Genomic DNA, 26,994 nt, shown 5'->3' on the forward strand with positions numbered 1-26,994 from the left:
TGTTTGTTATACTGAAATTCGAAAATACAACGTTTTAGAAGTGATTCAACTTTGAGAAAGGAAAAAGTAGTGCTTTGGAATCTTCTTGATGTTTATAATCAGATACTTAATATCTGTATAATCGCTGAAAAAGTAGTGAGAATTTAGTTGGTTCATTTAAGATTTCGACGAAAAACCGATTTGCATAACGTGATTTTCAAAATCTTCTCTTGACCCTTTTGCTTTGTTTCTTGCTTTGGTTCTGTAGTTGTAAATAGTACTCAAGGAATATCTTAAAAATGATGCTATTTGCGAGCTATCTGTGATGCCTAATCGTATCAATGCAAAAATGCGTAATTCAGTATTTAATAGCTCATCATTCTTCAAAAGTATCTGTTCGTTATCATTGAGCAGAGAATTGAAATCTTCAATAAAAGTGGGATACAAATTGAGGAAAATACTGTCAAAATTTTGGTATAGTTCTTTTACTTCAGTATTGACTAAAGAATCAGATTTTAAAATTTTGAAAAGCTCTTTGTGTTGTTTTGTAATGGCTAGTTTGTTGAGCGAAATTCTGTAACCATCCAGTTTATCAATATAAGACGAACACATATCAAAAAATTGCGCTATATAAGCTTCCTTGATATGGTTGGACTCCGAAAGATCCTGATTCCTTTGACGTAGTTGTAAATTGGTTTGTTGAATTTCGGCATTTAACGACTCCAATTTAAGATTTGCATCTTTTAAATGCTGTCTAGTTTTTTTAAGCCTTCTGTTCTGTGTATACACAAAAATCAAAGTTAGAATAAGAATACAGCTCAATATTGAAATGTACCAAAGCTGTTTTTGCAATTGATCTTTTTGATGAATTTCTTTTTCAAGATATGCTGTGTTGATGATGTTGTAAAGCTCTGTAATTTGAATAGTCCGGAACTTTACATTACAAAAAAACGCATCTTCCACCGCCGATTCTGTGTATTTGTATGCTTTATCAATGGCACCTTCGTGATAAAAAATCAATGCAAGATTTTGTATAGCCGCGTTGTCTTTTATTGAATTTTGAATATCCGTAATGGCAGCAATACAATAATGTTGTTTTTGCAAGTTTGTTTGATGTTGAATACCATAAATTTCTGCAAGCAGGTAATGCATCATGGCAAAATTCCCATCATGAGTTGTATACGATTTTAAGCTAGAAGAAAGTATGTCTTTAGCTTGATTATATTGTCTTTTAGCGTAAAGCTGTTGTACATATTGAATTTTGAAAGCAATACTTTTAGTTGGAAGTAACCCTAAAAGTGAGTCTCGATAAGCAAGGATTTCTTCGGAATAATTTTGATTGGTTCCATGAGTAGCGTAATGCTCATAAAACTCAATTTTTGTAGCGTAATATAACTGCAATAACTTTTGGGAACTTGTTTTGGTTATAGTATTCAATAAATTTTGAGACTCCAAGTAATTGCCGGCGGTAGAATATAAATTTGCTAATTGCAATGTAGCCTGGGTAAGTAAAGAATCGTTTTCTAGATGTTTAGCAAGTTCCAGATTTTTTTGAATGTAGAAAATAGCAGAGTCTACCTGAAATTTTTTGTATTCTTCATACAGATTTGCTTGAATTTTAAATTTGGAAATGGTTTCAGTTTCTTCTATCAAAAGAGATTTTAATACTTTAATTTTGGTCTGTTTTTCAGTATCAAATTGAGCCTTTTTTTGAATTGTATTTTCTAACAAATTCCATAGAGAATCTTTTTCAGCAAATCCAAATAGATTTACTGAAATACAACAAAACCATACAAATATGAAAAGCTTTTTAAATTTCATTTGCAGGCAAATATAAAGCAATACATTTAGATAAATTTATAGGTTAAAAATCAACTTTTGTTACAAAAATAACAATTTGTTGTATTTTTAGTTTTAATACTGAATTTATTTTCAGCATAGCCTCTACTATCATACTTTTGACAAAAATTGTTTACCATGACAAATGAAGACTTATTAAACGTAGCTCAGGAATTTGGAAGTCCTGTTTATGTATACGATGCGGCAAAAATTGAAAGCCAATACAAAAGATTAACAAACGCTTTCAGTAATGTAAAACAATTGCGAATCAATTATGCAGTAAAAGCATTATCCAATATATCTATTTTAAAATTACTCAACTCGCTAGGTAGTTGTTTAGATACCGTTTCTATTCAAGAAGTGAAACTAGGGTTGTTAGCTGGTTTTGAGCCACAACATATCATTTACACCCCAAATGGAGTTTCTTTAGAAGAAATTGAAGAAGTTGCGCATTTAGGTGTTCAGATAAATATTGATAATCTTTCTGTATTGGAGCAATTTGGTAGTCGTCATCCGGAAATACCGGTTTGTATTAGAATAAATCCGCATGTTATGGCAGGTGGAAATTCTAATATTTCTGTAGGTCATATTGATTCAAAATTTGGAATCAGTATTCATCAAATTCCACATTTACTTCGCATAGTAGAAAACACAAATATGCATGTAAACGGAATTCATATGCATACAGGATCCGATATTTTGGATATTGAAGTATTCTTGTACGCCGCAGAAATTTTATTTGAAACGGCTGCACACTTCAAAAATTTAGATTTTATAGATTTTGGTAGTGGATTTAAAGTTCCTTACAAACCAGGAGATATAGAAACAAATATTGAAGAGCTAGGCGAAAAATTATCGGCTAGATTCAATGAGTTTTGCGCTAGTTATGGTAAAGATCTAACATTAGCTTTTGAACCAGGTAAATTTTTAGTGAGTGAAGCAGGTAGCTTTTTAGCAAAAGTGAATGTAGTAAAACAAACTACTTCAACTGTATTTGCTGGAATTGATAGTGGTTTTAATCACTTGATTCGTCCTATGTTTTACAACTCTTATCATCATATTGAAAATATTTCTAACCCAGAAGGGAGAGAGCGTTTTTACTCTGTAGTAGGATATATTTGTGAAACCGATACATTTGCCAACAATCGTAGAATTTCTGAAATCAATGAAGGTGATATTTTAAGATTTAAGAATGCAGGAGCGTATTGTTTTTCAATGGCAAGCAATTATAATTCAAGATTCCGTCCTGCTGAAATTTTGTGGTACAACGGAAAAGCGCATTTAATTAGAGAAAGAGAAACTTTTGAGGATCTTACAAGAAATCAAGTAGCACTTGATTTTAGTTCTTCGGAAAAAAAAAGTAATAAAAAACGTAAAGAAGATGCGGTAACAGCATAGTCTTTAGGTGTTAGTTAAGCACACAAATAAAAAAGCCGGTTTTTTAAAAAACCGGCTTTTTTTATCATTAAATTTTAAACTAAACTCAAAGATTATGGCTTTTATTTACGAGCCATAACTTTTTGAACTTTTTCAACAATAGCTTTGCTGTTTAGTCCATATTTATCCATTAATTGAGCTGGAGTTCCAGATTCACCAAAAGTATCCATAGTAGCTACAAATTCTTGTGGAGTAGGGGTGTTGGCTGCTAATGTTCTAGCAACGCTTTCTCCTAAACCTCCTAAATAATTGTGCTCTTCACAAGTAACTACACAACCAGTTTTAGCTACAGATTTTAAAATAGCTTCTTCGTCTAATGGTTTGATGGTGTGGATATTGATGATCTCTGCATCGATTCCCAATTTTTCTAACTCTTCACCAGCTTGGATAGCTTCCCATACCAAGTGTCCTGTAGCAACGATAGTAACATCTTTACCTTCGTTGATCATTACAGCTTTCCCGATTTCGAATTTCTGATCTTCTGGAGTGAAAATAGGAATAGATGGTCTACCAAAACGTAAATAAACTGGTCCTTCGTGCTCTGCAATAGCAATGGTAGCTGCTTTTGTTTGGTTGTAGTCACAAGGATTAATAACAGTCATTCCTGGTAACATTTTCATTAACCCAATATCTTCAAGAATTTGGTGAGTAGCACCATCTTCTCCTAACGTTAAACCTGCGTGAGAAGCACAAATTTTAACGTTCTTGTCAGAATATGCAATAGATTGACGAATTTGATCGTAAACACGACCTGTAGAAAAGTTTGCAAAAGTACCGGTGAATGGAATATAACCTCCAATAGTTAAACCGGCTGCAATACCCATCATGTTAGCTTCTGCAATACCTATTTGAAAGAAACGTTCTGGGTTTTCTTTGATGAATTCACCCATTTTAAGTGAAGGTGTAAGATCGGCACAAAGAGCAACCACTTTATCATTGGTTCTTCCTAGTTCCGCTAAACCGGCACCAAAACCACTACGGGTATCTTTTTTTTCTGTATATGTGTATTTTTTCATAATAGTCTTTTTAATAAGAAGAGATTAATAATCACCTAAAGTTTCTGGGTTTTGCTCAAGTGCACTAGCTAATTGCTCATCGTTTGGAGCTTTACCATGCCACTCGTGTGTACCTGCCATGAAGTCAACACCGTGACCCATGCTAGTATGAAGCAATAAACAAACTGGTTTTCCTTTCCCTGAGTTCGTTTTTGCTAATTGTAATCCAGAAATAATTGCTTCTAGGTTATTACCTTCTTCAACTTCTAAAACTTCCCATCCGAAAGCTTCAAATTTATCTCGAAGACTTCCCATGTTCATTACTTCATCTGTAGAACCATCAATTTGTTGCCCATTGTAATCAACAGTAGAAATTAAGTTATCTACTCCTTTTGCACCGGCATACATGATAGCTTCCCAGTTTTGACCTTCCTGTAATTCTCCATCACCGTGAAGGGTGAATACCAAATGAGAATCTTTGTTTAATTTTTTTGCTTCTGCAGCTCCAATAGCCACAGACATTCCTTGTCCAAGTGAACCAGATGCAATTCTTATACCTGGTAAACCTTCATGAGTCGTAGGGTGTCCTTGTAGTCTGGAATCTATTTTACGAAAAGTAGCTAACTCCTTTACTGGGAAATATCCTTTTCTAGCTAAAACGCTATAGAAAACAGGAGAGATATGACCATTAGATAGGAAGAAAAGATCTTCTCCAATACCGTCCATATCAAAACCGTCTTTTAATTCCATTACTTCATTATAAAGTGCTACTAAGAATTCTGTACAACCTAAAGACCCACCAGGGTGACCAGAATTTACATCGTGTACCATTCGAACGATATCTCTTCGAACCTGTACAACTAAATCTGAAAGTTCTTGTTTACTTGACATGCTATATGATTAATTTTAAACGCTAATTTACGTTAAATGAATGCCAGAGCAAAATGAGATGGCATAAATAACTGTTTTAATTCTGTTAACAAATATAAAAATAAATGTAAAATACACACTTATAATAAGTGATTTTTTCTAGTAAATTTTTGTCATACTATCAATATGAATGTATTTTTTTCTTTCAGAAAGTAATAATCATCAAGTCTTACTTATATTTGCCACCTTAATAGATTAGCTGTTATTCAAATGATTTTTGAACTGAATGCAAAAGATGCACAAACCAAAGCAAGAGCTGGTAAAATAACTACAGATCATGGGGTTATTGAAACGCCAATCTTTATGCCTGTTGGAACCGTTGGAACCGTAAAAGGTGTGCATCAAAGAGAATTGAAAGAAGAGATAAATCCTGATATTATTTTAGGGAATACCTATCATTTATATTTACGACCACAGTTAGATATTCTTGAAAAAGCGGGTGGACTTCATAAGTTTATGAATTGGGATAGAAATATACTCACCGATAGTGGAGGATATCAGGTATATTCCCTCTCAGCAAATAGAAAAATCAAAGAAGAAGGTGTAAAGTTTAAAAGTCATATAGATGGTTCTTATCACTTTTTTACACCGGAAAATGTAATGGATATTCAGCGTACAATTGGTGCCGACATTATTATGGCATTTGATGAATGCACACCTTATCCTTGTGATTACGGGTATGCAAAGCGATCTATGCACATGACGCATCGTTGGTTGGATAGGTGTATCAATAGATTAAGTGAGACTGAACCAAAATATGGTTATGAACAAGAGTTATTTCCTATAGTTCAAGGGTCTACTTATAAAGATTTAAGAAAGCAGTCAGCTGAGTACATTGCAAATGCAGGAGCATTTGGTAATGCTATTGGTGGATTATCGGTTGGAGAACCAGCCGAAGAAATGTATGCCATGACTGAGGTGGTTTGTGACATTCTTCCAGAAGAAAAACCAAGATACTTGATGGGCGTTGGTACGCCAATTAATATATTGGAAAATATTGCTTTGGGAGTAGATATGTTTGATTGTGTGATGCCTACGCGTAACGCTCGTAACGGAATGTTATTTACAGCGCATGGAACCATCAATATAAAAAATAAGAAATGGGAAGATGATTTTTCTCCTATCGATGAAATGGGCATTACTTTTGTAGACACCTATTACACTAAGGCATATTTGCGTCATTTATTTGCTGCGAATGAATTCTTAGGAAAGCAAATCGCTTCCATTCATAATTTAGGTTTTTATCTTTGGTTAGTTAGAGAAGCAAGAAAACATATTATTGCCGGCGATTTTGCAACTTGGAAAAACATGATGGTTCAACAAATGAATAAGCGTTTATAGTGAAAATAATAGATTGGTATATACTTAAAAGGTATTTATTAACCTTTACTTTGATGTTACTACTTTTTGTTCCTATTGGAATAATGGTAGACCTTTCAGAAAATATTGATAAAATGATTGCCAAGCAGGCTCCGGCCGATGCTATTTTGTGGTATTATTTTCATTTTACCATTCACTTTGCCAATTTGTTATTCCCGTTTTTCTTGTTCTTGTCAATCATCTGGTTTACCTCTAAATTGGCCAACAATACCGAGATTATTGCCATACTAAGTTCAGGAGTTTCTTTTATGCGTTTTCTACGACCTTACATTGTAGGAGCGTCATTGGTGGCTACCGTTGTTTTTTTTATGGGAATGTTTATTGTTCCGGCAGCAAGTAAAGGGTACAATGAGTTTAGAGCTAATTATATAAAAAGAAACAAACCAAGTCTCAACGCTACCGCACTTTATAATCAAATAAATGATGACGAAATTATTTATGTAAGTAGCTTTAATGGAGGAAATAAAGTAGGTTATAATTTTACTTTGGAACACTTTAATGACAATAAGTTAGAATATAAATTATCAGCACAATCAATCAGGTTTGAACAAAAAGATAGTACATATCATTTAACCAATTACGTAAAACGAACTATAGGCGAAAAAGATGATATAATTGAGCAAGAGCGTGTTTTAGATACTATTTTTCCATTTAAAATGGAAGATTTAGTACCTGTAGATTACGTAGCAGAAACAAAAAATCTTTTTGAGTTAAATGATTTTATAGAAAAAGAAAAACAAAAAGGTTCGGGGAATATAAGTGGATATCAGTTCAATTTATATAAAAGATGGGCTTCTCCATTAACAGCATTTATTCTCACCTTTATTGCCGTAGCGGTTTCATCCATGAAGAGAAGAGGAGGAATGGGAGTAAACTTACTTTTTGGAATTGCCATAGCTTTTGTATTCATCTTTTTTGATAAGGTTTTTGGAGTTTTGGCCGAAAGTTCTGGTTTTCCTCCTTTATTAGCCGTAGCTATTCCAAATATTGTATTTGGAGTCTTAGCCTTCTTTTTACTTCGTAATGCAAAACGATAAACTTAAAAACTACCTTCATCTTCATTTAATTGTTTTTATCTGGGGATTTACGGCGGTTCTTGGAGCGTTAATTTCTATTGATGCACTTCCGCTTGTTTGGTATAGAATGTTATTAGCCTCCATGATTCTTGGAGTTTTTGTTTACAGTAAGAAAAAGAATTTCAAGGTAACTCTTAGATCTTTGTTAGGCCTATTGGGAACCGGAGGTTTAATAGCGCTTCATTGGATTACTTTTTTTGGTGCAATAAAAGTTTCAAACGTATCCGTCACTTTAGCCTGTGTTTCTACAGGAGCTTTTTTTACAGCAATTTTGGAGCCTTTAATTTATAGAAGGAAAATTATCTGGTACGAAATATTTTTCGGTTTACTAGCAGTGGTTGGACTTTATGTGATATTCAACCTAAAAACTGATTATACTTTGGGGATAGTATTGGCGCTCGTAGCGGCTTTTCTGGCGGCATTGTTTTCCATTATAAATGGTAAATTCTCTAAAGTATATGATGCGGGAGTTATCTCTTTTTATGAATTATTATCTGGAGCACTACTCATAACCCTATATTTCTTAGTAAACGGAAATTTCACTAACGAGTTTTTTGATATTTCTTTTAGTGATATCTTTTATTTATTTCTTCTAGCCAGTGTTTGTACGGCCTATGCATTTATGAGTTCAGTAAAAGTTATGCGATTTTTGAGTCCGTATACAGTAATGTTAACCACGAACTTAGAACCGATTTATGGTATATTACTAGCCTATTTTATACTGGGAGATTCAGAAAAAATGAGCTTTCAATTTTATGTAGGAGCTTTCATAATTCTTTCGACAGTAATTGCAAACGGAGTAATTAAAAACAGAAAAAAGAGAAAATCCACCCTAAAGGCAAGGTGAGTTTTTCATAAAGTTTTATATTTGTAGGCTAACAATTTTTAATATTACATAATGGAATATTTAGACTTTGAATTACCCATTAAAGAGTTGGAAGAACAGTTAGATAGATGCCAGGTGATTGGGACTGAAAGTGAGGTAGATGTAACTGATACTTGCAAAAAGATTGAGAAGAAACTTATTGATACCAAAAAAGATATCTACAAAAATTTAACTGCGTGGCAACGCGTTCAGTTATCTAGACATCCATCGAGACCATACACGATGGATTATATCAAAGCTATTTGTGGAGATACTTTCTTCGAATTACATGGAGATCGTACTGTAAAAGACGATAAAGCAATGGTTGGTGGTCTTGGTAAAATAGGAGATCAATCTTATATGTTTATTGGAACTCAAAAAGGATTCAATACCAAAACACGTCAATACAGAAATTTTGGTATGGCAAATCCTGAAGGGTATCGTAAAGCACTTCGCTTAATGAGAATGGCAGAAAAATTCAATATTCCTGTTATTACATTTGTAGATACCCCTGGTGCTTATCCTGGAATCGAAGCTGAAGAGCGTGGACAAGGTGAAGCTATTGCGAGAAATATTATGGAAATGACTCGCCTTAAAGTGCCAATACTTGTATTTATTATTGGTGAAGGTGCTTCCGGTGGAGCTTTAGGAATTGGAGTAGGAGACAAAGTAATGATGTTAGAAAATACTTGGTATTCTGTAATTTCTCCAGAATCTTGTTCTTCTATTCTTTGGAGAACATGGGAGCAAAAAGAACAGGCAGCAGAAGTATTAAAACTAACTGCTCCAGATATGAAGAAACTAAAATTAGTAGATAGTATTGTAAAAGAACCTCTAGGTGGAGCACATTCAGATAGAGAAGCTACGTTTAAAACGGTCATCAAAACTATTGAAGATTCCATGAAAGAATTGAAGAAACTCTCTGTAGAAGAATTGGTTGACCAACGTATGGAGAAATATTTCAACATGGGAGTTTATAAAGAATAGATTTTTTATTCATATTTATATATGGAACCGAAGTATTATTACTTCGGTTTTTTTATCTTATCAACAAAAATTAGTAAGTTATTAACCGTTGTTTTGTTGAAAGATGGTGGATTTAATTCACATGTATTTCAGCAGTTATAAAAATCAATTTTTATACTTTCGTATTTATGGAAAACACCCAACCAATGCAAACAACTAATCCTCGAAAGGGAAATGTAATCAATCTTGAACGTGGAAAAGTCCCGCCTCAAGCTATTGATTTAGAGGAAGTTGTTTTGGGAGCGATGATGATTGATAAAAAAGGTGTAGACGAAATTATTGATATTTTGCATCCGGATGCTTTTTACAAAGAAGCACATAAAGCTATCTTTGAAGCAGTCATTAAACTCTTCGAATCAACAGAGCCAATTGACTTATTAACAGTTTCTACGCAGTTAAAAAAGGATGGAAAACTTGAAACCATAGGTGGAGAGTTTTATTTAATTCAGCTAACGCAAAAAGTAGCCTCTTCTGCGCACATAGAATTTCATGCACGTATCATTCTTCAGAAATATATTCAGCGCCAGTTGATTAAAATTTCTTCGGAAATTATTGAAGATGCCTACGATGAAACTACCGATGTATTCGATTTACTAGACAATGCCGAAGCAAAACTTTATGAAGTAACGCAAGGTAATATTCAAAAATCATCTGAGTCGGCAATGAGTTTGGTGTTGCAGGCAAAAAAGAAGATTGAAGAAATTTCTAATAAAGAAGGTTTGAGCGGTATTCCAACAGGGTTTACCAAATTAGATGCCTTAACTTCTGGTTGGCAGCCAAGTGATTTGATTATCGTTGCGGCACGTCCTGGTATGGGTAAAACCGCATTAACGCTGTCTATGGCACGTAATATTTCGGTAGATCAAGGAATTCCGGTTGCTTTCTTCTCGCTGGAGATGTCTTCAGTTCAGTTGATTACTCGTTTGATTTCTTCTGAAACAGGATTGTCTTCAGAAAAATTACGTACTGGTAAGCTAGAAAAACACGAGTGGGAGCAGTTAAATGTAAAAGTAAAGAGCTTAGAAAAAGCACCTTTATTTATCGATGATACGCCGTCACTTTCTATTTTCGATTTACGTGCAAAAGCAAGACGTTTGTCTTCGCAACACGGAATTCGTTTAATTATAATTGACTACTTGCAGTTGATGACTGCTGGTGGATCTAGCAAAGGTGGTAACCGTGAACAAGAGATTTCCATGATTTCGCGTAACCTAAAAGCACTAGCAAAAGAATTGAATGTTCCGGTAATTGCTCTTTCTCAGTTATCACGTGCGGTAGAAACGCGTGGAGGTAGTAAAAGGCCATTGCTTTCTGACCTTCGTGAATCTGGAGCGATTGAGCAAGATGCCGATATTGTATCGTTTATCTATCGTCCGGAATATTATAAAATAGAAGAATGGGATGACGATGAGCGTTCTCCAACTGCAAACCAAGGGGAGTTTATCGTTGCAAAACACCGTAATGGTGGTTTGGATAACATTCGATTGAAATTCCTTGGTCATTTAGGTAAATTTGATAACTTAGATGATTTTGATACACCTTTCGAGTTTCAGTCTAAGATGAACGATGGGGAAGAAAATCCGTTTGCTACAAACAATCTTCCTAATGCAGATGAAGCTTTTGGAAGCAGCATGAACAGCAATTTTAATTCGAATGATGACGAAGTTCCTTTTTAAGAACATACAAATAATACAAACAAAGAAGGTAAAGAGTTTAGTGCTCTTTACCTTTTTGTTTTTTTATAGTGCCGTAAGTTTTGCCAATTTTATTTTGATTCCAATGGATGCGGAAACGCAGGAGAATCATTTAAAAGCATATGGTATTACGTATTGGGTGTTAACCAAACAACAGAAAGTACAGTGGTTGCTTAACTATAGAGGAGGATCTTTTTTGATGGCTGATGCCGAAGATATTCGTAAAGAATGCATGATTCGCGGGGTTAGTTTTGAAGTAATTTCAAACGGAGAAGCTGCTTCAATTTTGGAAACTATTTCGAGTCCCTCTCAAAATCAGGAATCTGTTATTTTAGAGAAAGCTCCCAAGATTGCGGTGTACACACCTAAAGGAAATTTGCCTTGGGATGATGCCGTAACTATGGTGTTAACCTATGCCGAAATTCCGTATGATAAAGTTTATGATGAAGAAGTGCTAAATGATGAATTATTACTGTATGATTGGTTGCATTTGCATCATGAGGATTTTACAGGACAATATGGGAAATTTTATGGTCACTATAGAGCGGCCGCTTGGTATATTGAAGATAAAAAGAATGCAGAATCCTTTGCTCAAAAAATGGGTTTTGATAAAGTTTCTCAAGAGAAGTTGGCGGTAGCTTTAAAAATAAGAAATTATGTAGTAGGCGGAGGCTTCATGTTTGCCATGTGTTCCGCAACGGATAGTTTTGATATAGCGCTTTCTGCAGAAGGTGTGGATATTTGTGAGCCTATGTTCGATGGTGATCCTTCCGAAGCAAATTATCAGTCAAAAATAGATTACAGTAGAACTTTCGCGTTTACTGATTTTACTTTGGAGAGAAATCCACTGAAATATGAATTTTCATCCATCGACATGACGTCCAAAAGAAGAATTGCCAAAGAAGTAGATTATTTTAGTTTAATGGAATATTCGGCAAAATGGGATCCTGTTCCAACCATGTTGACTCAAAATCATACAGCATTGATCAAAGGTTTTATGGGACAAACCACTAGTTTTGATAGTAATGAAATTAAACCTACAGTTCTAATTATGGGACAAAATAGGAGTAATGGTGAAGCTCGCTATATACATGGTGTAAAAGGAAAAGGTTTTTTTACCTTTTATGGTGGTCATGACCCTGAAGATTATGCACACAAAGTTGGAGATCCTAAAACTGAATTAGATTTACACCCAAATTCACCCGGTTATCGATTAATTCTAAACAACGTATTATTTCCTGCGGCCAAAAAGAAACATCAAAAAACGTAAAATTGTTTATGGAAGTTTTCCAAAAAGAAATGAGATTACCAGCATTTAAGAGAGGTTTTCATTTGATTACAGATATCGTTGAGCGCGAATTTACGGAGCTTCAAAATATCAAATCGGGAATGTTACAAGTTTTTATCAAACACACTTCTGCTAGTTTAACGATCAATGAAAATGCAGATCCAACGGTTCGTAAAGATTTTGAAAGTCATATGAATAAAATGGTGCCCGAAAATGCGCCATACTACATTCATACCTATGAAGGACCGGATGATATGCCTGCTCACATAAAATCATCTTTGATGGGGGCTAGCGTACAAATTCCTATTACAAATGGTAGGTTGAATTTAGGAACTTGGCAAGGAATTTATTTGTGTGAACACCGCAATTATGGTGGTTCAAGAAAAATTGTAATTACGGCGTTTGGTATTTAGGTTTAAACACGTTTAGCAGCCAATAACTGTTCTAAAATTACTTCAACACCTTGTTCATCATTACTTTTAGTAACTAAAGTAGATGCTTTAATAATGTTTGGATGCGCATTTTTCATAGCTACACTAATGGCAGCTTGTTCAAACATTTCAAGATCATTATTATAGTCGCCAAACACTAAGGTTTCCTCTTTAGAAATGTTCATTAGTTTTTGAAGGTCTTGCAATGCATGTCCTTTATTTGCATTTAAATCTGAAAGATCTAACCAGAATTCACCAGAAACTTTTACTTGTAATTTTCCTTCCAAGTGTTTCACAAGAGGATAAATGTGTTCTTCTGAACCTTCAGGACAATATATGGCGATCTTTAAAAAATTATCATTTTCAATTTTAAGTAGATCATCTACCAAATGATATTCTGCATAGAATTCGTGGAAAAAATCTATAAAATCAGGATTATTCTGCTCTATGTAAGCAGCATCTTTACCACAAAGCACAAAAAAGATATTATCTTTCCCAAAGTTGCGAATCATGGAAATAAGTTCATGAATGGTTTCTTTTGGTAAGTCTGTAAGTAATAAGACGTTTTCTTTTTCCTTCGTAACTGCACCATTTTCAGCAATTACCGTAATATCATCTTTTATAGGTTCCAGTTTGTTGATGATGCTGTGGTATTGTCTTCCGCTAGCGGCTGCAAAATGAACACCTTCTTTAGTAAGTTCGTGATATAATTCAAAAAATTTATCGCTAACTCTTCCTTTGGTATCTAGCAAAGTACCATCCATATCGGTTGCTACTAGCTTGATTTTTGATAAATCCATAATTTGATTTTAGTAAAGTAAAAATACTAGGAAATCTTAGATTTCAAAATGAAGCAATGTTATAATAATGATAAACTAAAACAAATCACTATTGAAACGATAAGAAATCAATCTTCTTTAAAACTGATTTTATCGCCCACTTCAACACCCCATTTGTCCATCATTCCTCCATTTACTTCCAATGCATATTGTACTGCTTTTCCTGAAGGTAATGATGTTTCGTCCATTGGTTTTGCATTTTTTGCAAAGCTTACGATTTCTAAATTTTTATTGATATATAAAATATCTAGAGGTATCAATGTGTTTCGCATGTAAAAGCTATGAACAGATTCTCTTGGGAACATAAAAAGCATTCCTCTGTTTTCTTCCATAGTTTTACGATACATCAATCCTGTTTGGGTCTCGTAAGGAGTTTTAGCAACTTCTATTTCTAAATCTTTAATGCTGTTTCCATCGGCGTCTAAAATAGAAAGAGTACCTTCTTTAGTGAATTTTACTTCGGGCATCTCAATATTTTTACCATTTCTGTTCTTATAACCTTTGTAAGCAGAAATTATATAGGTGGAAACTAAGCCTAAACAAATAAGCGCAATTGCAATCTTCGTAAAATGTCTTTTCATACGTTTAATTTTATTGCAGGGCTTGGGGGCAGTTTTATGCTGTTTTTTTTGTTGATTTTCTGAACATTAAAATGATTCCAATGATGATAAAAGGAATACTTAACCATTGTCCTGTAGATAAAACATCTCCAAAGATGGTTTCAAAACCTCCTTGACTTTGTTTTACGAATTCTACCAAGAATCTTACCGTCCAAAGAAGTACAAGAAATAAACCAAAGATATAGCCTGGTTGATTTTTTTTGTCAGTTTTCCAATAAATGTACCATAAGATGGCAAAAACAACTACATATCCAATTGCTTCGTACAATTGAGCAGGATGTCTAAAAGGAATGTTATTTAAAATTTCTGAATACTGAGCATTATTTTCAATCAAGTCATATGCTTTGTTGGCATCTTTGGTTCCCGTAAGGCGCATAGCATCATATTTATTCAGGCTTTCTTCACCACGAATAAATCTTACCGCAAAAGGAAACGATTTTGAAGTTACTTTTCCAATAATTTCAGAATTGAAAAAATTACCCAAACGCACAAAAACACCACCAATGGTAACAGGGATAACAATTCGGTCTAAAATCCAAAGAAGTGTCATATCCTTGTACTTTCTTATAAAAAGGTACATGGCAATGATAATTCCTATGGCCGCACCATGACTAGCTAGCCCAGAAAAACCGGTAAATTCAAAACTAGGTTTTGTTCTTATAGGTAAAAAAACACTCCAGAAATCCTCTGTTAAAAGCTCTGGTTGATAAAAGAATACGTGGCCAAGGCGTGCTCCAACAAGTGTAGCTACCACTGTATAAATAAACAAAGAGTCTAACTGTTCAAGAGGTTTGTTTTCGTTTTGATATATTTTTTTCATGATGAACCATCCCAGAGAGAAGGCTATCACAAACATAAGACTGTAATATCGTAATTGAATAATGCCTAAATCGGCCAAAATTTCACTGGGATTCCAGGTAATACTGCAGAAGTTCATTTAGTTTGTTTTATACAAGGGATAAAGATATAGATAATAGACCAAAAATTGGTTATGATTAATTGAAAATTAAGGAACAGGATCGTATCCGCTGCCTCCCCATGGGTTACAACTAATAATCCGTTTTATAGCAAGCCATCCTCCTTTGAAAACTCCATACTTTTTTAGAGCAGTAATAGTGTAGTTTGAGCATGTAGGCGTGTATCTACATGTTGCCGGAGTTAGTGGAGAAATTACCTTTTGATAAATGAATATCAAAAAAAGAAAAGGAGCTATGCTTATTTTTTTAAATAGATTCATAGCTCCCTTGATTTATGATGCAACGGTAAACGTAGTTCCGTCTTTACCATCTTTAAGTTGTATACCAAGAGCAAGGAGTTCATCTCTGATCTGGTCAGATAATGCCCAATTTTTATCGGCCCTTGCTTCGTTTCTTAATTTTATCAATAATTCAACTGTTCCTGAAAGTGCGTTTTCATTTCCTGTTGATTGATTCCCTTCTGAAGTGCTCGTTAACCCTAACACATCGAAAAGAAAGTTGTGCATGGTCGAAAGCAATAAATCAAGATCTTCTTGAGTAATTGACTCTTTCCCATCTTTAATAAGATTGATGAGTTTTACTCCTTCAAATAGATTTGCAATAAGGATAGGAGAGTTGAAATCATCATTCATAGCATTATAGCAACTCTGCTTCCAGTTTTCAACATCAAAACTAGAAGTATTGGATGTTGCCAGACTTTTTGCAGTTTTAAGAGCTTCCATCAATCTATTGTATCCTTTTTCAGCTGCCAATAGAGCATCATCACTAAAGTCTAAAATACTTCTGTAGTGTGCTTGTAAAATAAAGAAGCGAACTACGTTTGCAGAATAGGCTTTTGATAGATTGCTGTTATTTCCAGTAAATAATTCACCTGGAAGTATGTTGTTTCCAGTTGATTTCGCCATTTTTTTACCGTTTAAAGTAAGCATATTGGCATGCATCCAATAATTTACAGGAGAATGTCCGTTACAGGCTTCTGCTTGGGCAATCTCACATTCATGATGTGGAAATTTAAGATCCATACCACCGCCGTGAATATCAAACTTTTCACCAAGATATTTAGTACTCATGGCTGTACATTCTAAGTGCCAACCAGGAAAACCGTCACTCCAAGGAGAAGGCCAACGCATTATGTGTTGAGGTTCTGCTTTTTTCCAAAGTGCAAAATCTTGCGGATTTTTCTTGTCAGATTGTCCATCTAATTCACGAGTGTTGTGAATCATATCTTCAACGTTACGCTTGCTTAAAGTACCATATTTATGCGCTTCATTGTACTTGATAACATCAAAATAAACAGAGCCATTGATCTCGTATGCATAACCTTTCTCAAGAATATCTTTGATAATTTCTATTTGTTCAATAATATGTCCTGTGGCTGTAGGCTCTATACTTGGAGGTAGAAAGTTAAACTTATCTAGAATCGTGTGAAAGTCTACAGTATAGCGCTGTACAACTTCCATAGGTTCTATTTGTTCAAGTCTCGCTTTTTTAGCAATTCTATCTTCACCTTCGTCAGCATCATTTTCTAAGTGACCAGCATCGGTAATGTTTCGTACATAGCGAACCTTGTAACCTAAATGTTTCAGATATCTAAAAACTAGGTCAAAAGACATAAAAGTTCTTACGTTTCCTAAATGAACGTTGCTATAAACAGTAGGGCCACAAACATACATTCCAACATATCCTTCATTAATAGGAGTAAATTTTTCTTTTTTCCCTGAAATAGAATTGTATAGTTGAATTTCTTGCGATAGATAAAGTTGCATTTGTATTTTGTATTAGTCGCTTATCCTTTTGAAATAGAAAAGGTGTGTGTGTTAAAATTCAGTTTCTAATTTTATGTAGTTTAAGAATTCTCTTCTTGCAGATTCTTCTTTGAATTTACCACCAAACTCGGCAGTTACTGTACTACTTTCAATATCTCTAATACCTCTAGAATTTACACATAAATGTTTTGCGTCTATAACACATGCTACATCATCGGTTCCAAGAACTTTTTGCATTTCTTGAACAATTTGCATGGTTAAACGCTCTTGCACTTGTGGTCTTTTTGAAAAGTAATCTACAATTCTATTCATTTTTGAAAGTCCTACAACTTTTCCTTTAGAAATATACCCTACGTGCGCTCTTCCAACAATAGGTAATAAATGGTGTTCGCAGGTAGAGTAAACTACAATATTTTTCTCTACAAGCATTTCACCATATTTGTATTTATTTTCAAAAGTAGAAGCGCTAGGTTTGTTTTCTGGAAGTAAACCACCAAATATTTCGTTTACAAACATTTTGGCTACGCGCCTAGGAGTGCCTTTGAGGCTGTCATCGGTAAGATCCATGCCCAAAGTTTCTAGAATTTCATACACATTGCTTTCTATTTTTTCCATTTTTTCTAATGGAGATAATTCAAAAGCATCTTTTCTTATAGGTGTGTCGGCAGATGAACCCACGTGGTTATCACCGTATTCTTCATAATGTTGCTCCAAAGCTTTATCAATTTTCATTTGATCCTTGTCTTAAATAAAGACAACAAAGATAGTTAATAATAACGAAACAATGAGTCGTTAAAACTTCATAAAAACTTTAAGGAAATAACAATAATTACTTAAATTTTGTTAAATTTCGGCCCGAAACATGTGAGTTAATGAGAATAATTAATGATTTCTTTAAAATAAGTTATAAGTTTTTTCTGTATAAATTTAATTATTATTAGCTACAGGTGTTTTAAGTTTTCAAATTTTGATTTGAGACAGGCAATAATTCAATTTTCTTAAATAAGTATAACCCAACTAAATTATGACTAATCTTATGATTTGTCACCAAAATTTATGAAAAAACTACTTTTTATTTTACCAATTCTATTCTTTTTGAGCTTTCCTGTTCATTCACAGGAGGAAAAAAGTGTGTGTAACCAAGATTATACAATTAGTGTAGAAAAATGTGATCCGTATGTTTCAAATAGAGAAAAATTTGCAACATTTTCATGGGATTTTTCCAAAATTTCAGACTTTAAATCAGAAGCTATTAAAATTGAAGTTGTACCAATTTTAGATTGTTGGAACGATGTAAATGGTAAAGATTTTAGAGATGAGTTTTACATTGATATAAAAGAGAATGTAGGATCTGTGAAGATTCATCATATAAAAATGAAAGCAAAGTGCTTTAAATGGAGAGTTGTGTTTAACACCAGTTCATGCAAAGGAACAGGTGTTTGGAATTATCATTCTTTTTTGAATTAAATTTTATCTAAAAAAATGAAACCTATGAAGTATTTATACGTCGTTTTTTTAATATTGGTATCTAGTTTTGCATTTGCTCAAGAGGAAACAGGTTCTACATGTGCCGAAGTGCAACCATTCTGTGCAGATGAAACTGGAGAGTTGAATTTTGGTAACGTTTCTGATGGTTCAACTGCGGAATCTGGTGTGGACTATGGTTGTTTAGGGTCTGAACCTAATCCGGCTTGGTATTACTTACAAATTGCAGAACCAGGAGATTTAGACTTTGAAATTTCCCAGACTAGTGACTCAGGAACTGGAATTGATGTTGACTTTATTTGTTGGGGACCTTTTGATACCTATGAATCTTGTGGACCAGAAAATTTGAATCCTGAAACAGAAGTTGATTGTAGTTATTCTGCAGCAGCTGTAGAGAACTTTACTATAACGGGGGCTCAGGAAGGTGAAATATATATATTGTTAATTACCAATTTTAACGGTTCACCGGGAACTATTAGTTTAGGACAAACTAATGGGGATATGACTGGTGCTGGTGCTACCGACTGTTCTATTTTAAATTCATATTTAGGTGATGACCAAGATCTTTGCGATGGAGAATCTTATGCTTTAGATGGAACTACCGAAGGTGCTACTATGTACCAGTGGTATGTTGATATTACAGGAACTGGAAATAACTATGAATTGTTGGAAGGTGTTACTTCACCAGAATATACGGTAAATGAGAACGGTGATTTAAATCCAGGAGAGTACCTGTATATGATATCTGTTTCTAATGAAGATGGTAATGCATCAACAGATGAAGTACTTATTACCATTCATGATTTACCGTTAGCAATACCTTCAAGTGCCGTAGAGCCTTATTCTGTTTGTGAAGATGCTGTGGTAGATGGTTTTGCAGAATTTGATCTTACATCGATGGATGCTACCTTGCTAATTGGACAAACGGAGGTTACCATTTCGTATTATGAGAATTTTGATGATGCAGATTCAGAAGATGGAGCCAGTGCAATTGCAGTACCCGAAGCATACACCAATATTGTTGCAGATGAACAAGAAATATTTGTTCGACTAGAAGATGAATATGGATGTTATAGTACTACCTCTTTTATAATAGTAGTATCAGCTCCTGAGATTACAACTCCTGATGATTTATATTTATGTGATGATGAAAGCAACGATGGTGTTGAAGTTTTTGATTTGACACAGCAAGACGAACAAGTACTTGGTGGTCAAGATCCTTCTGATTTTTCAGTTGTATATTATGAAAGTTTAGAGTTGGCAAATGCAGGAGATACATCAACTGCAATATCAAACCCGGAAGCATATGCCAATACAACCGTAGATGAACAAATAATTTACGTCCGTCTAGAGGATGTTATGTCAGGTTGTTTCAAAGTAACTTATTTTCAGATTGTAGTTGAAGATATGCCTACTGTTATTGCTCCCACCCCATTATACGGTTGTGATTTCGCACCTACGGATGGTTATGTAGAATTCATGTTAACGGAGAAGAATGCAGAGATTGTAAACGGACAATCCAATATCAGTGTAAGCTATTTTGAAAGCGAAGCAGATTATATGAGTGGCGAGAGTCCGCTTTCAAGTGCATATACCAATATAGCCACGCCAACACAGGAACTTTTTGTAGTGTTGCGTAATGTGGTAACCGGTTGTGAAAACTTCACCACCCTTCAATTAGTAGTATCCACACCACCCGTTGCTGTGGCGCCAGCGCCAATGGAATTCTGTGATCCGGACAATGATGGTTATGGCGAATTTGACATAGACGCAGTAGCTAGTGAAGTAGTTCCAGATGACGGAGACTATATTGTAACGGTTCACGAAACGCAATCGGATGCCGATACCAATGTCAATGCCTTTGAAAGCATGTATGAAAACATTTACCCGAATGATCAGACCATGTATGTACGCGTAGAAGATGCTATCACAGGCTGTTATGATGTAGTACCTTTAGAACTGATCGTACATCCAACCCCTGTAGTGCCGGTTAATTTAGAGCCTTTGGAAATTTGTGATGATTCTGTAGCCGATGGCTTAGCAGAGTTTGATTTGAGTCTTCAAAACGAAGCAGTTTACGGCACTCAGAGTACTTCAGAGTTTAGTATCAGCTACCACGCAACCGAAGATGATGCGATAGCTGACCAGAGTCCGTTACCAACATACTATACCAACATCACCCCATTTTTACAAACCATTTACGTACGTTTAGAAACCAACGCTACGGGTTGTTACACGGTGCGTGAGTTTGATCTTATCGTACACCCAAATCCAGTGATCAATCCAGATTATGACAACGAACTAGCTTTGTGTGATGATTTTGGAGAAGAAGGCGATGAAACTTTAATATTCGATCTAACGCTAGAAAATGAAGAAGTAACCGGTGGCGTAGACGGCTATATGGTTATGTATTACGAAACCTTTGCAGATGCACAGAACAATACCAATCAGATCATTCCAGATACAGCATATACCAATTTAGAAAACCCACAAACGATCTTTGTAAGAGTAGAAGATGCCCTTACAGGTTGTACATCGTTCACCACAGTAACCTTAAGAGTGTTGAACAATCCAACGCCGCTTGCAGAGATCGAAGCACAGGAAGCCTGTGATGATGACTTGGATGGCGATGAGAACAACGGCCAAACCGTATTTAATTTAACAGTGGATGAATTGACTATTTTAAATGGCGAAACAGGAGTAACGGCAACCTATTATGAAAACTATGACGATGCTTTTGCAGGTACCAATGCGATTGACAATCCAGAGAGTTACTACAATGTAACCCCTTACAACCAAACGATCTATGTAGCCGTGACCAATAACATGACGGGTTGTTTAACTATTACAGAATTTGAATTGATTGTTCATCCATTACCGGAAGTTACGGAAGAACCAGTATATTATTTATGTGAAGTAGACAACGATGATGTAGAAACCATTCCCTTGACCGATATGGATAGCTTTGTATTGGACGGAGGCGATGCAACCGGACTTGTGATCACCTACCATGCCACTGAAGCAGCAGCTGAGGCCGGCACAGGAGAGATCGTGGGGCCTAACATAACAGTAGAAGGTACCCGAGACATTGCTGCCCGCGTATTGGATACCATCACGGGTTGTGCACAGACACTAGCTTATACCATAGACATAGAACAAGCACCACTAGCAGAAACACCAGAGTCTTACGTACTTTGTGAAAGTTTAACGGCAGAAGGTTATTACAATAACGATGGTGTAGAAGTATTTGATTTAAGCAGTTTAGAAGCAACCATTCTTGCAGGACAGGACCCTAATGGTTTTACGGTAAGCTTCTATGAAAACTATGACGATGCCTTAGCGCAGCTTAATGCTATGCCTTCTGAAGATGTAGCAGCCTATGAGAGCGGTTCAACCATTGTATACGCCGTTGTAACCAATGATGCTACCGGATGTACCAATGGAGAACCTATAGAGATAGAACTGATCGTAGAACCATTACCAGAGATCACGCTATATGAAAAGAATGAAGGGATCGTATGTATCGATGCAACGAACAACCCTGTGATCGGAATGGATCTAGGAGCAGGTTACAGCTACCAGTGGAATACCGGAGCCACCACACCAACGATAGAAGTAACTCAGGGAGGCGAGTACTATGTAACGGTAACCAATATCAATACAGAGAATCAATGTAGTTACACCAGTAACACGGTGGTGTATGAAGAAGCATCGTTACCAAGTGTCACACCAACAGTGATCCAATCAGAGATTTTTAGCGGGAACAATAGTGTAGAAGTGATAGCTGAAGGAACCGGAATCGCCAGCTACACCTATCAGTTAGATGACAATACCCCACAAGACACGGGACTGTTCTTAGGCGTAATCCCTGGTGTACATACCGTAACGATAGCAGAGGAGAACGGCTGTGGAAGTTTAACCATCGAGGTAAGTGTAGTAGACTATATGAAATACTTCACCCCGAATGGCGATGGTGTCAACGATACTTGGAAGATCATCGGATTAGAAAATCAAGAGAATGCACAGATCTTCATTTTTGACAGACAAGGAAAACTGTTAAAACAGATGAGTGCTACCAGTGAAGGTTGGGACGGAACGTACAATGGAAAAATACTCACTTCCAATGACTATTGGTTCAAGGTAGTCTACACCGAACCAAACACTGGCCAAGTGAAAGAATACATCGATCACTTTTCCATGAAGAAATAATCGTAATTAAGAAGTCTCACAAGTATAATAATAACAAAGCCTCCTATTTTGGAGGCTTTGTTGGTTATGATTATGTATAAGATTATTTTCTATACACGGTTATTGTAGTAGTGTCTGATTTGGAAAGAGATGTTTTGGTTTCGATATAATGAGTATAATCATTAAAATCTATTTGTGCAGTATTAGGAGCAAATTCTCCTTCATTTACTGCTTTAATAGTTATTTTAGTTTCATCATTTTTCAAAGGTATTTTTACTTTCAGTTTTTCTTTTGTTACTGTAATATTTTCTTTGTAGATATTTCCATTTCGATAGATACTAACCATGTCTCCATCTATTTTGCCGGAATCATAGATATTCAATTCTATAAAAGGTGTTTTAGTAAACATACTTAGATTTTGTCCTTTACGTAGAATATTCATTCTTAGGGTATCCATTGTTTTTGTGATGCTAATCTTTTCCTTTTGTTCTTCGCTGATTTTTTTTGTTTTCTGAATGACTTTATCTAATTTCTCTGCTTTATTTTCAATTTTTTCAAAAGACATGAGCTCAATTTCACCACTTATGCATTCAGTTCCATCTTCAAAAAGACCAAGAAAATTACCTTTTAGCTTTACTCTCTTATTTATTTTTCTAAGATTCCCATTGAAATGTACATAGCAAAAGTCAAATTGATTAACAGGGGATTTTGTGTAAACGATATCTGTTTCTTTGAAATTTAGTGTGTTTGATTTGGTCTCATAATTTCCTTCAATTATATTCTTAGTTTCATGCTCTCCTCCTAAATCTGTTACAGAGTATCCAGAAATGAGTCCTTCGTTTTCTTCAAGATATATTCTATAAGATATCATTGATGTGTCATTTAATTTAATTACACCGTAATAGTCTTGGTTATCCTGTGAAAAACCTTTAAAAAGGATGAAAAATAAGAATATAGAAAAATAATACTTCATAGTTTTTATGCTAATTGTTATATTTACGCAAATTAAAAATTTTAGCTTATGAATTTCAAAATTATTTTAAGTTTGATGGTACTATTATTAGCTACCAAATTTACCTATGCTTCTTTCCCGGTTGAAAGAGTAGTGAAAACAACTCACGCTCAGGAAACAACTGTAAGTTCATCTGAAGAAGATGAAGAGTATGTTTCACCTGCGGCAATGGCAGGTAAGAAAAGTCAAGGAATTGCAGTTATATTATGGTTCTTTTTGGGTGGATTAGCTGGTCACAGATGGTATTTAGGAAGTCCATGGTATTGGAATGTATTATTTATTATCACTTTTGGTGGTTTTGGAATATGGTGGGTTATCGATTTAATAGATATCCTTACAGGAAATTATCCTGCAAAAGGTGGTTTCAAAAGTGATTTCTTTTAATAGTAGTCGATCAAAATTATGCAAACCCGGTTTTTACCGGGTTTTTTTATATTCACTATTTAGTATATTTACTTTATGAAAAGAATTCTAGTATTGAATGGTCCTAATTTAAATTTGTTAGGAAAGCGTGAGCCGGAAGTTTACGGAGATCAAACTTTTGAAGATTATTTTGTACACTTAAAAAATAAATTCCAAAAAGCAGAGTTATTTTATTATCAATCAAATATTGAAGGAGAGTTATTAAATAAGTTGCACGAAACAGGTTTTGAATATGATGGAATTGTATTAAATGCTGGAGCATATACGCATACATCCGTGGCGTTAGCAGATGCCATAAAGGCGATTACAACTCCAGTGATAGAGGTTCATATTTCAAATACATTTTCACGAGAAGAGTTTCGTCATCATTCTTTTATATCTCCAAATGCTGCTGGAATTATAGTAGGTTTTGGTTTAAAAAGCTATGATTTAGCTATTGCATCTTTAATTTAAAATCGAAATTATATGAAAAAGAAAATCTTAATTGTTTTGGTCAGTTTTTTAGGTGGAATGGGTTTACTTAGAGCACAGGAATCTTCACTGGGTATTAAAGCAGGGGTGAACTTTTCAACACTCACTGGTGATGGTTTTGAAGGTTTAGATAGTAAAACTGGTTATCATTTTGGTATTGTAGGAGAACTTGGAATATCAGAAAAATTTTCAATTCAGCCAGAGGTATTATATTCTACCCAAGGTGCAGAGTCCGAAGATGTTGATTTTGACATTAATTATCTGAATGTGCCAATTCTTGCTAAAATTTATTTTTTAAGAAATATAAGCTTTCAAGTTGGTCCACAGTTTGGATATGTAACAGATCAAAGTGGAGATGGATTTGACTTGGCTAATGTAGATTTAAAAGATTACGATCTTAGCGGAGCAGCAGGTGTTGAAGTGAAATTTAAATCTATTTTTCTTCAAGGGAGATACAATTTTGGACTTTCAGATGTTACCGATTCAGGAACTAAGAACGCTGTTTTTCAGTTTTCGGTTGGATATAATTTTTTGTAAAAAATTTCAGAAAATTTGTTCGGTATAAAAAAAATCATAACATTTGCAGCAGAAATCGAATTATTAACCTTTTAAAAACGAAGAAAATGTTCAAATTAAGTCAACACTTCCGTACTGCACCATCAGGATTAATGGTGAGTTTTCTTCGTGGTTTTTATTGTTCATAGCAAATAAGTTTAAATACTATTTATATAATGAAAAACCCGAAGAATTAAATTTTCGGGTTTTTTTGTGTTTATGCTTTAGGTATTTACTTTCCGAAACTTCCCGAAAATTTAGAATCTGTCGAAAGACATTTTAGAGATTGATGTTCTGCATCAATATGAAAAATTTAAGAAATAAATTATGGGAAGTAAACTCTCTGGGAAAGACCTGATTAAGTTAGGGTTTCCTAAGAATAATAGTATCAATATTGCATTAGGACAAATTCATAGATATCGAAAAAAAGAAAAGAAGTCTGCAATATTAGAAGAGGCAAAAGAAGTTTTATTAATGCCTCAAAAGTTTAAAAATCATGGAACTTGGGGTAAAGTAGCTGAAGGACTCATTGCCCCGGTAGAAATACGAAAACAAGAACTAAGAAATCTAAGAGCTCCATTTTCAATTTTTGGAGAAAATGAAATTGACGCTAGTGCCAAAGAGCAATTGTATAGTGCTTTAAAATTACCAATAGCGGTACAAGGTGCCTTAATGCCCGATGCGCATTCTGGTTACGGATTGCCAATAGGTGGCGTATTGGCCACGGAAAAGGCGGTGATTCCCTATGGAGTAGGAGTAGATATTGGTTGTAGAATGAGCATGTCTATATTTGATTTACCTGAAAGTTTTATGAATGGTAAAGTAGACAAGTTACAAGCTATTTTGCAAAACCATACCAAGTTTGGAATGTATGAAACACACGATCGGAAAATGGATCATGAATTATTTTCAAGATCAGAGTTTAAAGAAATTCCACTTGTAAAAAGTTTGTTGGATAAAGCATATAAGCAATTGGGAACTTCTGGAGGAGGAAATCACTTTGTAGAATTTGGAGTAGCCGAAATTCTAGGAGAAATTCCGGGTGTGAAATTACCTCCGGGAAAGTATCTTTCTGTGTTGTCACACAGTGGATCTCGTGGTTTAGGTGCTAATATTGCCAAACATTATACATATTTGGCAACCAAGCAATGTCCTTTGCCTTCGAAGGTGCAGCATTTAACTTGGTTAGATTTAGATACTCATGACGGACAAGAATATTGGAGTGCCATGAACTTGGCAGGAGATTACGCTAAAGCTTGTCATGATAATATTCATTACCGAATAGCTAAAGCTCTTGGTAAACAAATTGTCGTAACCATAGAGAATCACCATAACTTTGCATGGAAAGAGTTAGTAAATGGGAAGGAATGTATTGTTCACAGAAAAGGAGCTACTCCTGCTTCTGAAGACCAGTTAGGAATTATTCCTGGTTCCATGACAGCTCCGGGATTTATTGTAAAAGGCAAAGGGAATTCAGCTAGTTTAAATTCTGCTTCACACGGTGCAGGGCGTTTATTTTCTAGATCAACATGTAAAAGTAGTTTCACAAAAAGTGAAATGAAGCGCGTTTTAAAAGAAAAAAATGTACATTTAGTTGGTGGTGGTATCGATGAGGCTCCAATGGCTTATAAAGACATTCATAAAGTGATGAAGCTTCAAGATGAATTAGTTTCTGTTCTTGGCACATTTACACCAAAAATTGTAAGAATGGCTTAGAT

General features: G+C 34.8%; 24 protein-coding genes. 14 read left to right on the top strand and 10 right to left on the bottom strand.

Annotation, left to right across the window (positions count from 1 at the left end; translation table 11 throughout):
• Positions 1 to 156: 156 nt before the first annotated feature.
• Positions 157 to 1,800 (bottom strand): DUF6377 domain-containing protein, encoded by a 1,644-nt coding sequence (locus BM383_RS05080; RefSeq protein ID WP_093023676.1) that lies wholly within the window; start codon positions 1,798 to 1,800, stop codon positions 157 to 159.
• Positions 1,801 to 1,956: 156 nt separating this feature from the next.
• Here BM383_RS05080 and lysA point away from each other — a divergent pair, with 156 nt between their 5' ends.
• Positions 1,957 to 3,216 (top strand): diaminopimelate decarboxylase, encoded by a 1,260-nt coding sequence (lysA, locus tag BM383_RS05085; protein WP_093023678.1) that lies wholly within the window; start codon positions 1,957 to 1,959, stop codon positions 3,214 to 3,216.
• A 101-nt stretch (positions 3,217 to 3,317) separates the two neighbouring features.
• Here lysA and BM383_RS05090 read toward each other — a convergent pair whose 3' ends face one another.
• Together BM383_RS05090 and BM383_RS05095 are read right to left on the bottom strand one after the other, a co-directional pair.
• Positions 3,318 to 4,271 carry a transketolase family protein gene (locus BM383_RS05090; RefSeq protein WP_093023680.1) on the bottom strand — a complete coding sequence of 318 codons (954 nt, stop codon included), beginning with the start codon at positions 4,269 to 4,271 and terminating at the stop codon, positions 3,318 to 3,320.
• A gap of 24 nt (positions 4,272 to 4,295) precedes the next feature.
• The gene (locus BM383_RS05095) at positions 4,296 to 5,141 is read right to left on the bottom strand and encodes a transketolase (protein WP_093023682.1); all 846 of its coding nucleotides are present in this window, start codon (positions 5,139 to 5,141) and stop codon (positions 4,296 to 4,298) included.
• A gap of 249 nt (positions 5,142 to 5,390) precedes the next feature.
• Here BM383_RS05095 and tgt point away from each other — a divergent pair, with 249 nt between their 5' ends.
• The 7 genes from tgt to BM383_RS05130 all read left to right on the top strand — a co-directional run bounded on the left by tgt (position 5,391) and on the right by BM383_RS05130 (position 12,922).
• Positions 5,391 to 6,521 (top strand): tRNA guanosine(34) transglycosylase Tgt, encoded by a 1,131-nt coding sequence (gene tgt, locus BM383_RS05100; RefSeq protein ID WP_093023684.1) that lies wholly within the window; start codon positions 5,391 to 5,393, stop codon positions 6,519 to 6,521.
• Entirely contained in the window at positions 6,521 to 7,597 is a 1,077-nt protein-coding gene (locus BM383_RS05105; protein WP_093023686.1) for an LptF/LptG family permease, read from the top strand. Before tgt ends, BM383_RS05105 begins: the two co-directional genes overlap by 1 nt.
• Positions 7,584 to 8,483 (top strand): DMT family transporter, encoded by a 900-nt coding sequence (locus BM383_RS05110; RefSeq protein ID WP_093023688.1) that lies wholly within the window; start codon positions 7,584 to 7,586, stop codon positions 8,481 to 8,483. The genes BM383_RS05105 and BM383_RS05110 overlap by 14 nt, the downstream gene beginning before the upstream one ends.
• Positions 8,484 to 8,534: 51 nt before the next feature.
• Entirely contained in the window at positions 8,535 to 9,488 is a 954-nt protein-coding gene (locus BM383_RS05115) for an acetyl-CoA carboxylase carboxyltransferase subunit alpha (protein ID WP_093023690.1), read from the top strand.
• Between the two features lie 167 nt (positions 9,489 to 9,655).
• Complete coding sequence (dnaB, locus tag BM383_RS05120) at positions 9,656 to 11,203, top strand: replicative DNA helicase (RefSeq protein ID WP_093023692.1); 1,548 nt, start codon at positions 9,656 to 9,658, stop codon at positions 11,201 to 11,203.
• On the top strand, positions 11,184 to 12,491 hold the full coding sequence (locus BM383_RS05125; protein WP_394331585.1) for an asparagine synthetase B: 1,308 nt from the start codon (positions 11,184 to 11,186) through the stop codon (positions 12,489 to 12,491). Before dnaB ends, BM383_RS05125 begins: the two co-directional genes overlap by 20 nt.
• A gap of 8 nt (positions 12,492 to 12,499) precedes the next feature.
• A complete protein-coding gene (locus BM383_RS05130; RefSeq protein WP_093023694.1) occupies positions 12,500 to 12,922 on the top strand; it encodes a secondary thiamine-phosphate synthase enzyme YjbQ in 423 nt (140 codons plus the stop codon).
• Positions 12,923 to 12,924: 2 nt separating this feature from the next.
• On the opposite strand, the gene BM383_RS05135 is transcribed toward BM383_RS05130, so the two are convergent.
• The 6 genes from BM383_RS05135 to folE all read right to left on the bottom strand — a co-directional run bounded on the left by BM383_RS05135 (position 12,925) and on the right by folE (position 17,874).
• Complete coding sequence (locus tag BM383_RS05135) at positions 12,925 to 13,740, bottom strand: HAD family hydrolase (RefSeq protein ID WP_093023696.1); 816 nt, start codon at positions 13,738 to 13,740, stop codon at positions 12,925 to 12,927.
• Positions 13,741 to 13,847: 107 nt separating this feature from the next.
• On the bottom strand, positions 13,848 to 14,360 hold the full coding sequence (locus BM383_RS05140) for a DUF192 domain-containing protein (protein ID WP_093023698.1): 513 nt from the start codon (positions 14,358 to 14,360) through the stop codon (positions 13,848 to 13,850).
• Positions 14,361 to 14,394: 34 nt separating this feature from the next.
• Complete coding sequence (gene lgt / locus BM383_RS05145) at positions 14,395 to 15,336, bottom strand: prolipoprotein diacylglyceryl transferase (protein WP_093023700.1); 942 nt, start codon at positions 15,334 to 15,336, stop codon at positions 14,395 to 14,397.
• Positions 15,337 to 15,405: 69 nt separating this feature from the next.
• Positions 15,406 to 15,636 carry a membrane protein insertion efficiency factor YidD gene (gene yidD, locus BM383_RS05150; RefSeq protein ID WP_093023701.1) on the bottom strand — a complete coding sequence of 77 codons (231 nt, stop codon included), beginning with the start codon at positions 15,634 to 15,636 and terminating at the stop codon, positions 15,406 to 15,408.
• Between the two features lie 12 nt (positions 15,637 to 15,648).
• A complete protein-coding gene (gene cysS, locus BM383_RS05155; RefSeq protein WP_093023703.1) occupies positions 15,649 to 17,142 on the bottom strand; it encodes a cysteine--tRNA ligase in 1,494 nt (497 codons plus the stop codon).
• Positions 17,143 to 17,193: 51 nt separating this feature from the next.
• Positions 17,194 to 17,874 (bottom strand): GTP cyclohydrolase I FolE, encoded by a 681-nt coding sequence (gene folE, locus BM383_RS05160; protein WP_093023705.1) that lies wholly within the window; start codon positions 17,872 to 17,874, stop codon positions 17,194 to 17,196.
• 324 nt (positions 17,875 to 18,198) lie between these two features.
• Between folE and BM383_RS05165 the strand changes: the two genes are divergently transcribed.
• Together BM383_RS05165 and BM383_RS05170 are read left to right on the top strand one after the other, a co-directional pair.
• Positions 18,199 to 18,609: a hypothetical protein gene (locus tag BM383_RS05165; RefSeq protein WP_093023707.1), complete on the top strand. Its 411-nt coding sequence runs from the start codon at positions 18,199 to 18,201 to the stop codon at positions 18,607 to 18,609.
• Between the two features lie 24 nt (positions 18,610 to 18,633).
• Complete coding sequence (locus tag BM383_RS05170) at positions 18,634 to 22,836, top strand: T9SS type B sorting domain-containing protein (protein WP_177229067.1); 4,203 nt, start codon at positions 18,634 to 18,636, stop codon at positions 22,834 to 22,836.
• An 82-nt stretch (positions 22,837 to 22,918) separates the two neighbouring features.
• Here the strand turns inward: BM383_RS05170 and BM383_RS05175 are convergent, their stop codons facing one another.
• A complete protein-coding gene (locus BM383_RS05175; RefSeq protein WP_093023711.1) occupies positions 22,919 to 23,788 on the bottom strand; it encodes a hypothetical protein in 870 nt (289 codons plus the stop codon).
• 48 nt (positions 23,789 to 23,836) lie between these two features.
• On the opposite strand from BM383_RS05175, the gene BM383_RS05180 reads away from it, so the two are divergent.
• The 4 genes from BM383_RS05180 (at position 23,837) to BM383_RS05195 (ending at position 26,992) form a co-directional block, all read left to right on the top strand.
• The gene (locus tag BM383_RS05180) at positions 23,837 to 24,211 is read left to right on the top strand and encodes a TM2 domain-containing protein (protein ID WP_093023713.1); all 375 of its coding nucleotides are present in this window, start codon (positions 23,837 to 23,839) and stop codon (positions 24,209 to 24,211) included.
• Positions 24,212 to 24,286: 75 nt separating this feature from the next.
• On the top strand, positions 24,287 to 24,703 hold the full coding sequence (gene aroQ, locus BM383_RS05185) for a type II 3-dehydroquinate dehydratase (RefSeq protein WP_093023715.1): 417 nt from the start codon (positions 24,287 to 24,289) through the stop codon (positions 24,701 to 24,703).
• A 12-nt stretch (positions 24,704 to 24,715) separates the two neighbouring features.
• On the top strand, positions 24,716 to 25,258 hold the full coding sequence (locus tag BM383_RS05190; RefSeq protein WP_093023717.1) for a porin family protein: 543 nt from the start codon (positions 24,716 to 24,718) through the stop codon (positions 25,256 to 25,258).
• A 345-nt stretch (positions 25,259 to 25,603) separates the two neighbouring features.
• On the top strand, positions 25,604 to 26,992 hold the full coding sequence (locus BM383_RS05195; RefSeq protein WP_093023719.1) for an RtcB family protein: 1,389 nt from the start codon (positions 25,604 to 25,606) through the stop codon (positions 26,990 to 26,992).
• Positions 26,993 to 26,994: the final 2 nt, after the last annotated feature.

The organism is Pustulibacterium marinum, from assembly GCF_900116665.1.
Taxonomy (GTDB): Bacteria; Bacteroidota; Bacteroidia; order Flavobacteriales; family Flavobacteriaceae; genus Pustulibacterium; species Pustulibacterium marinum.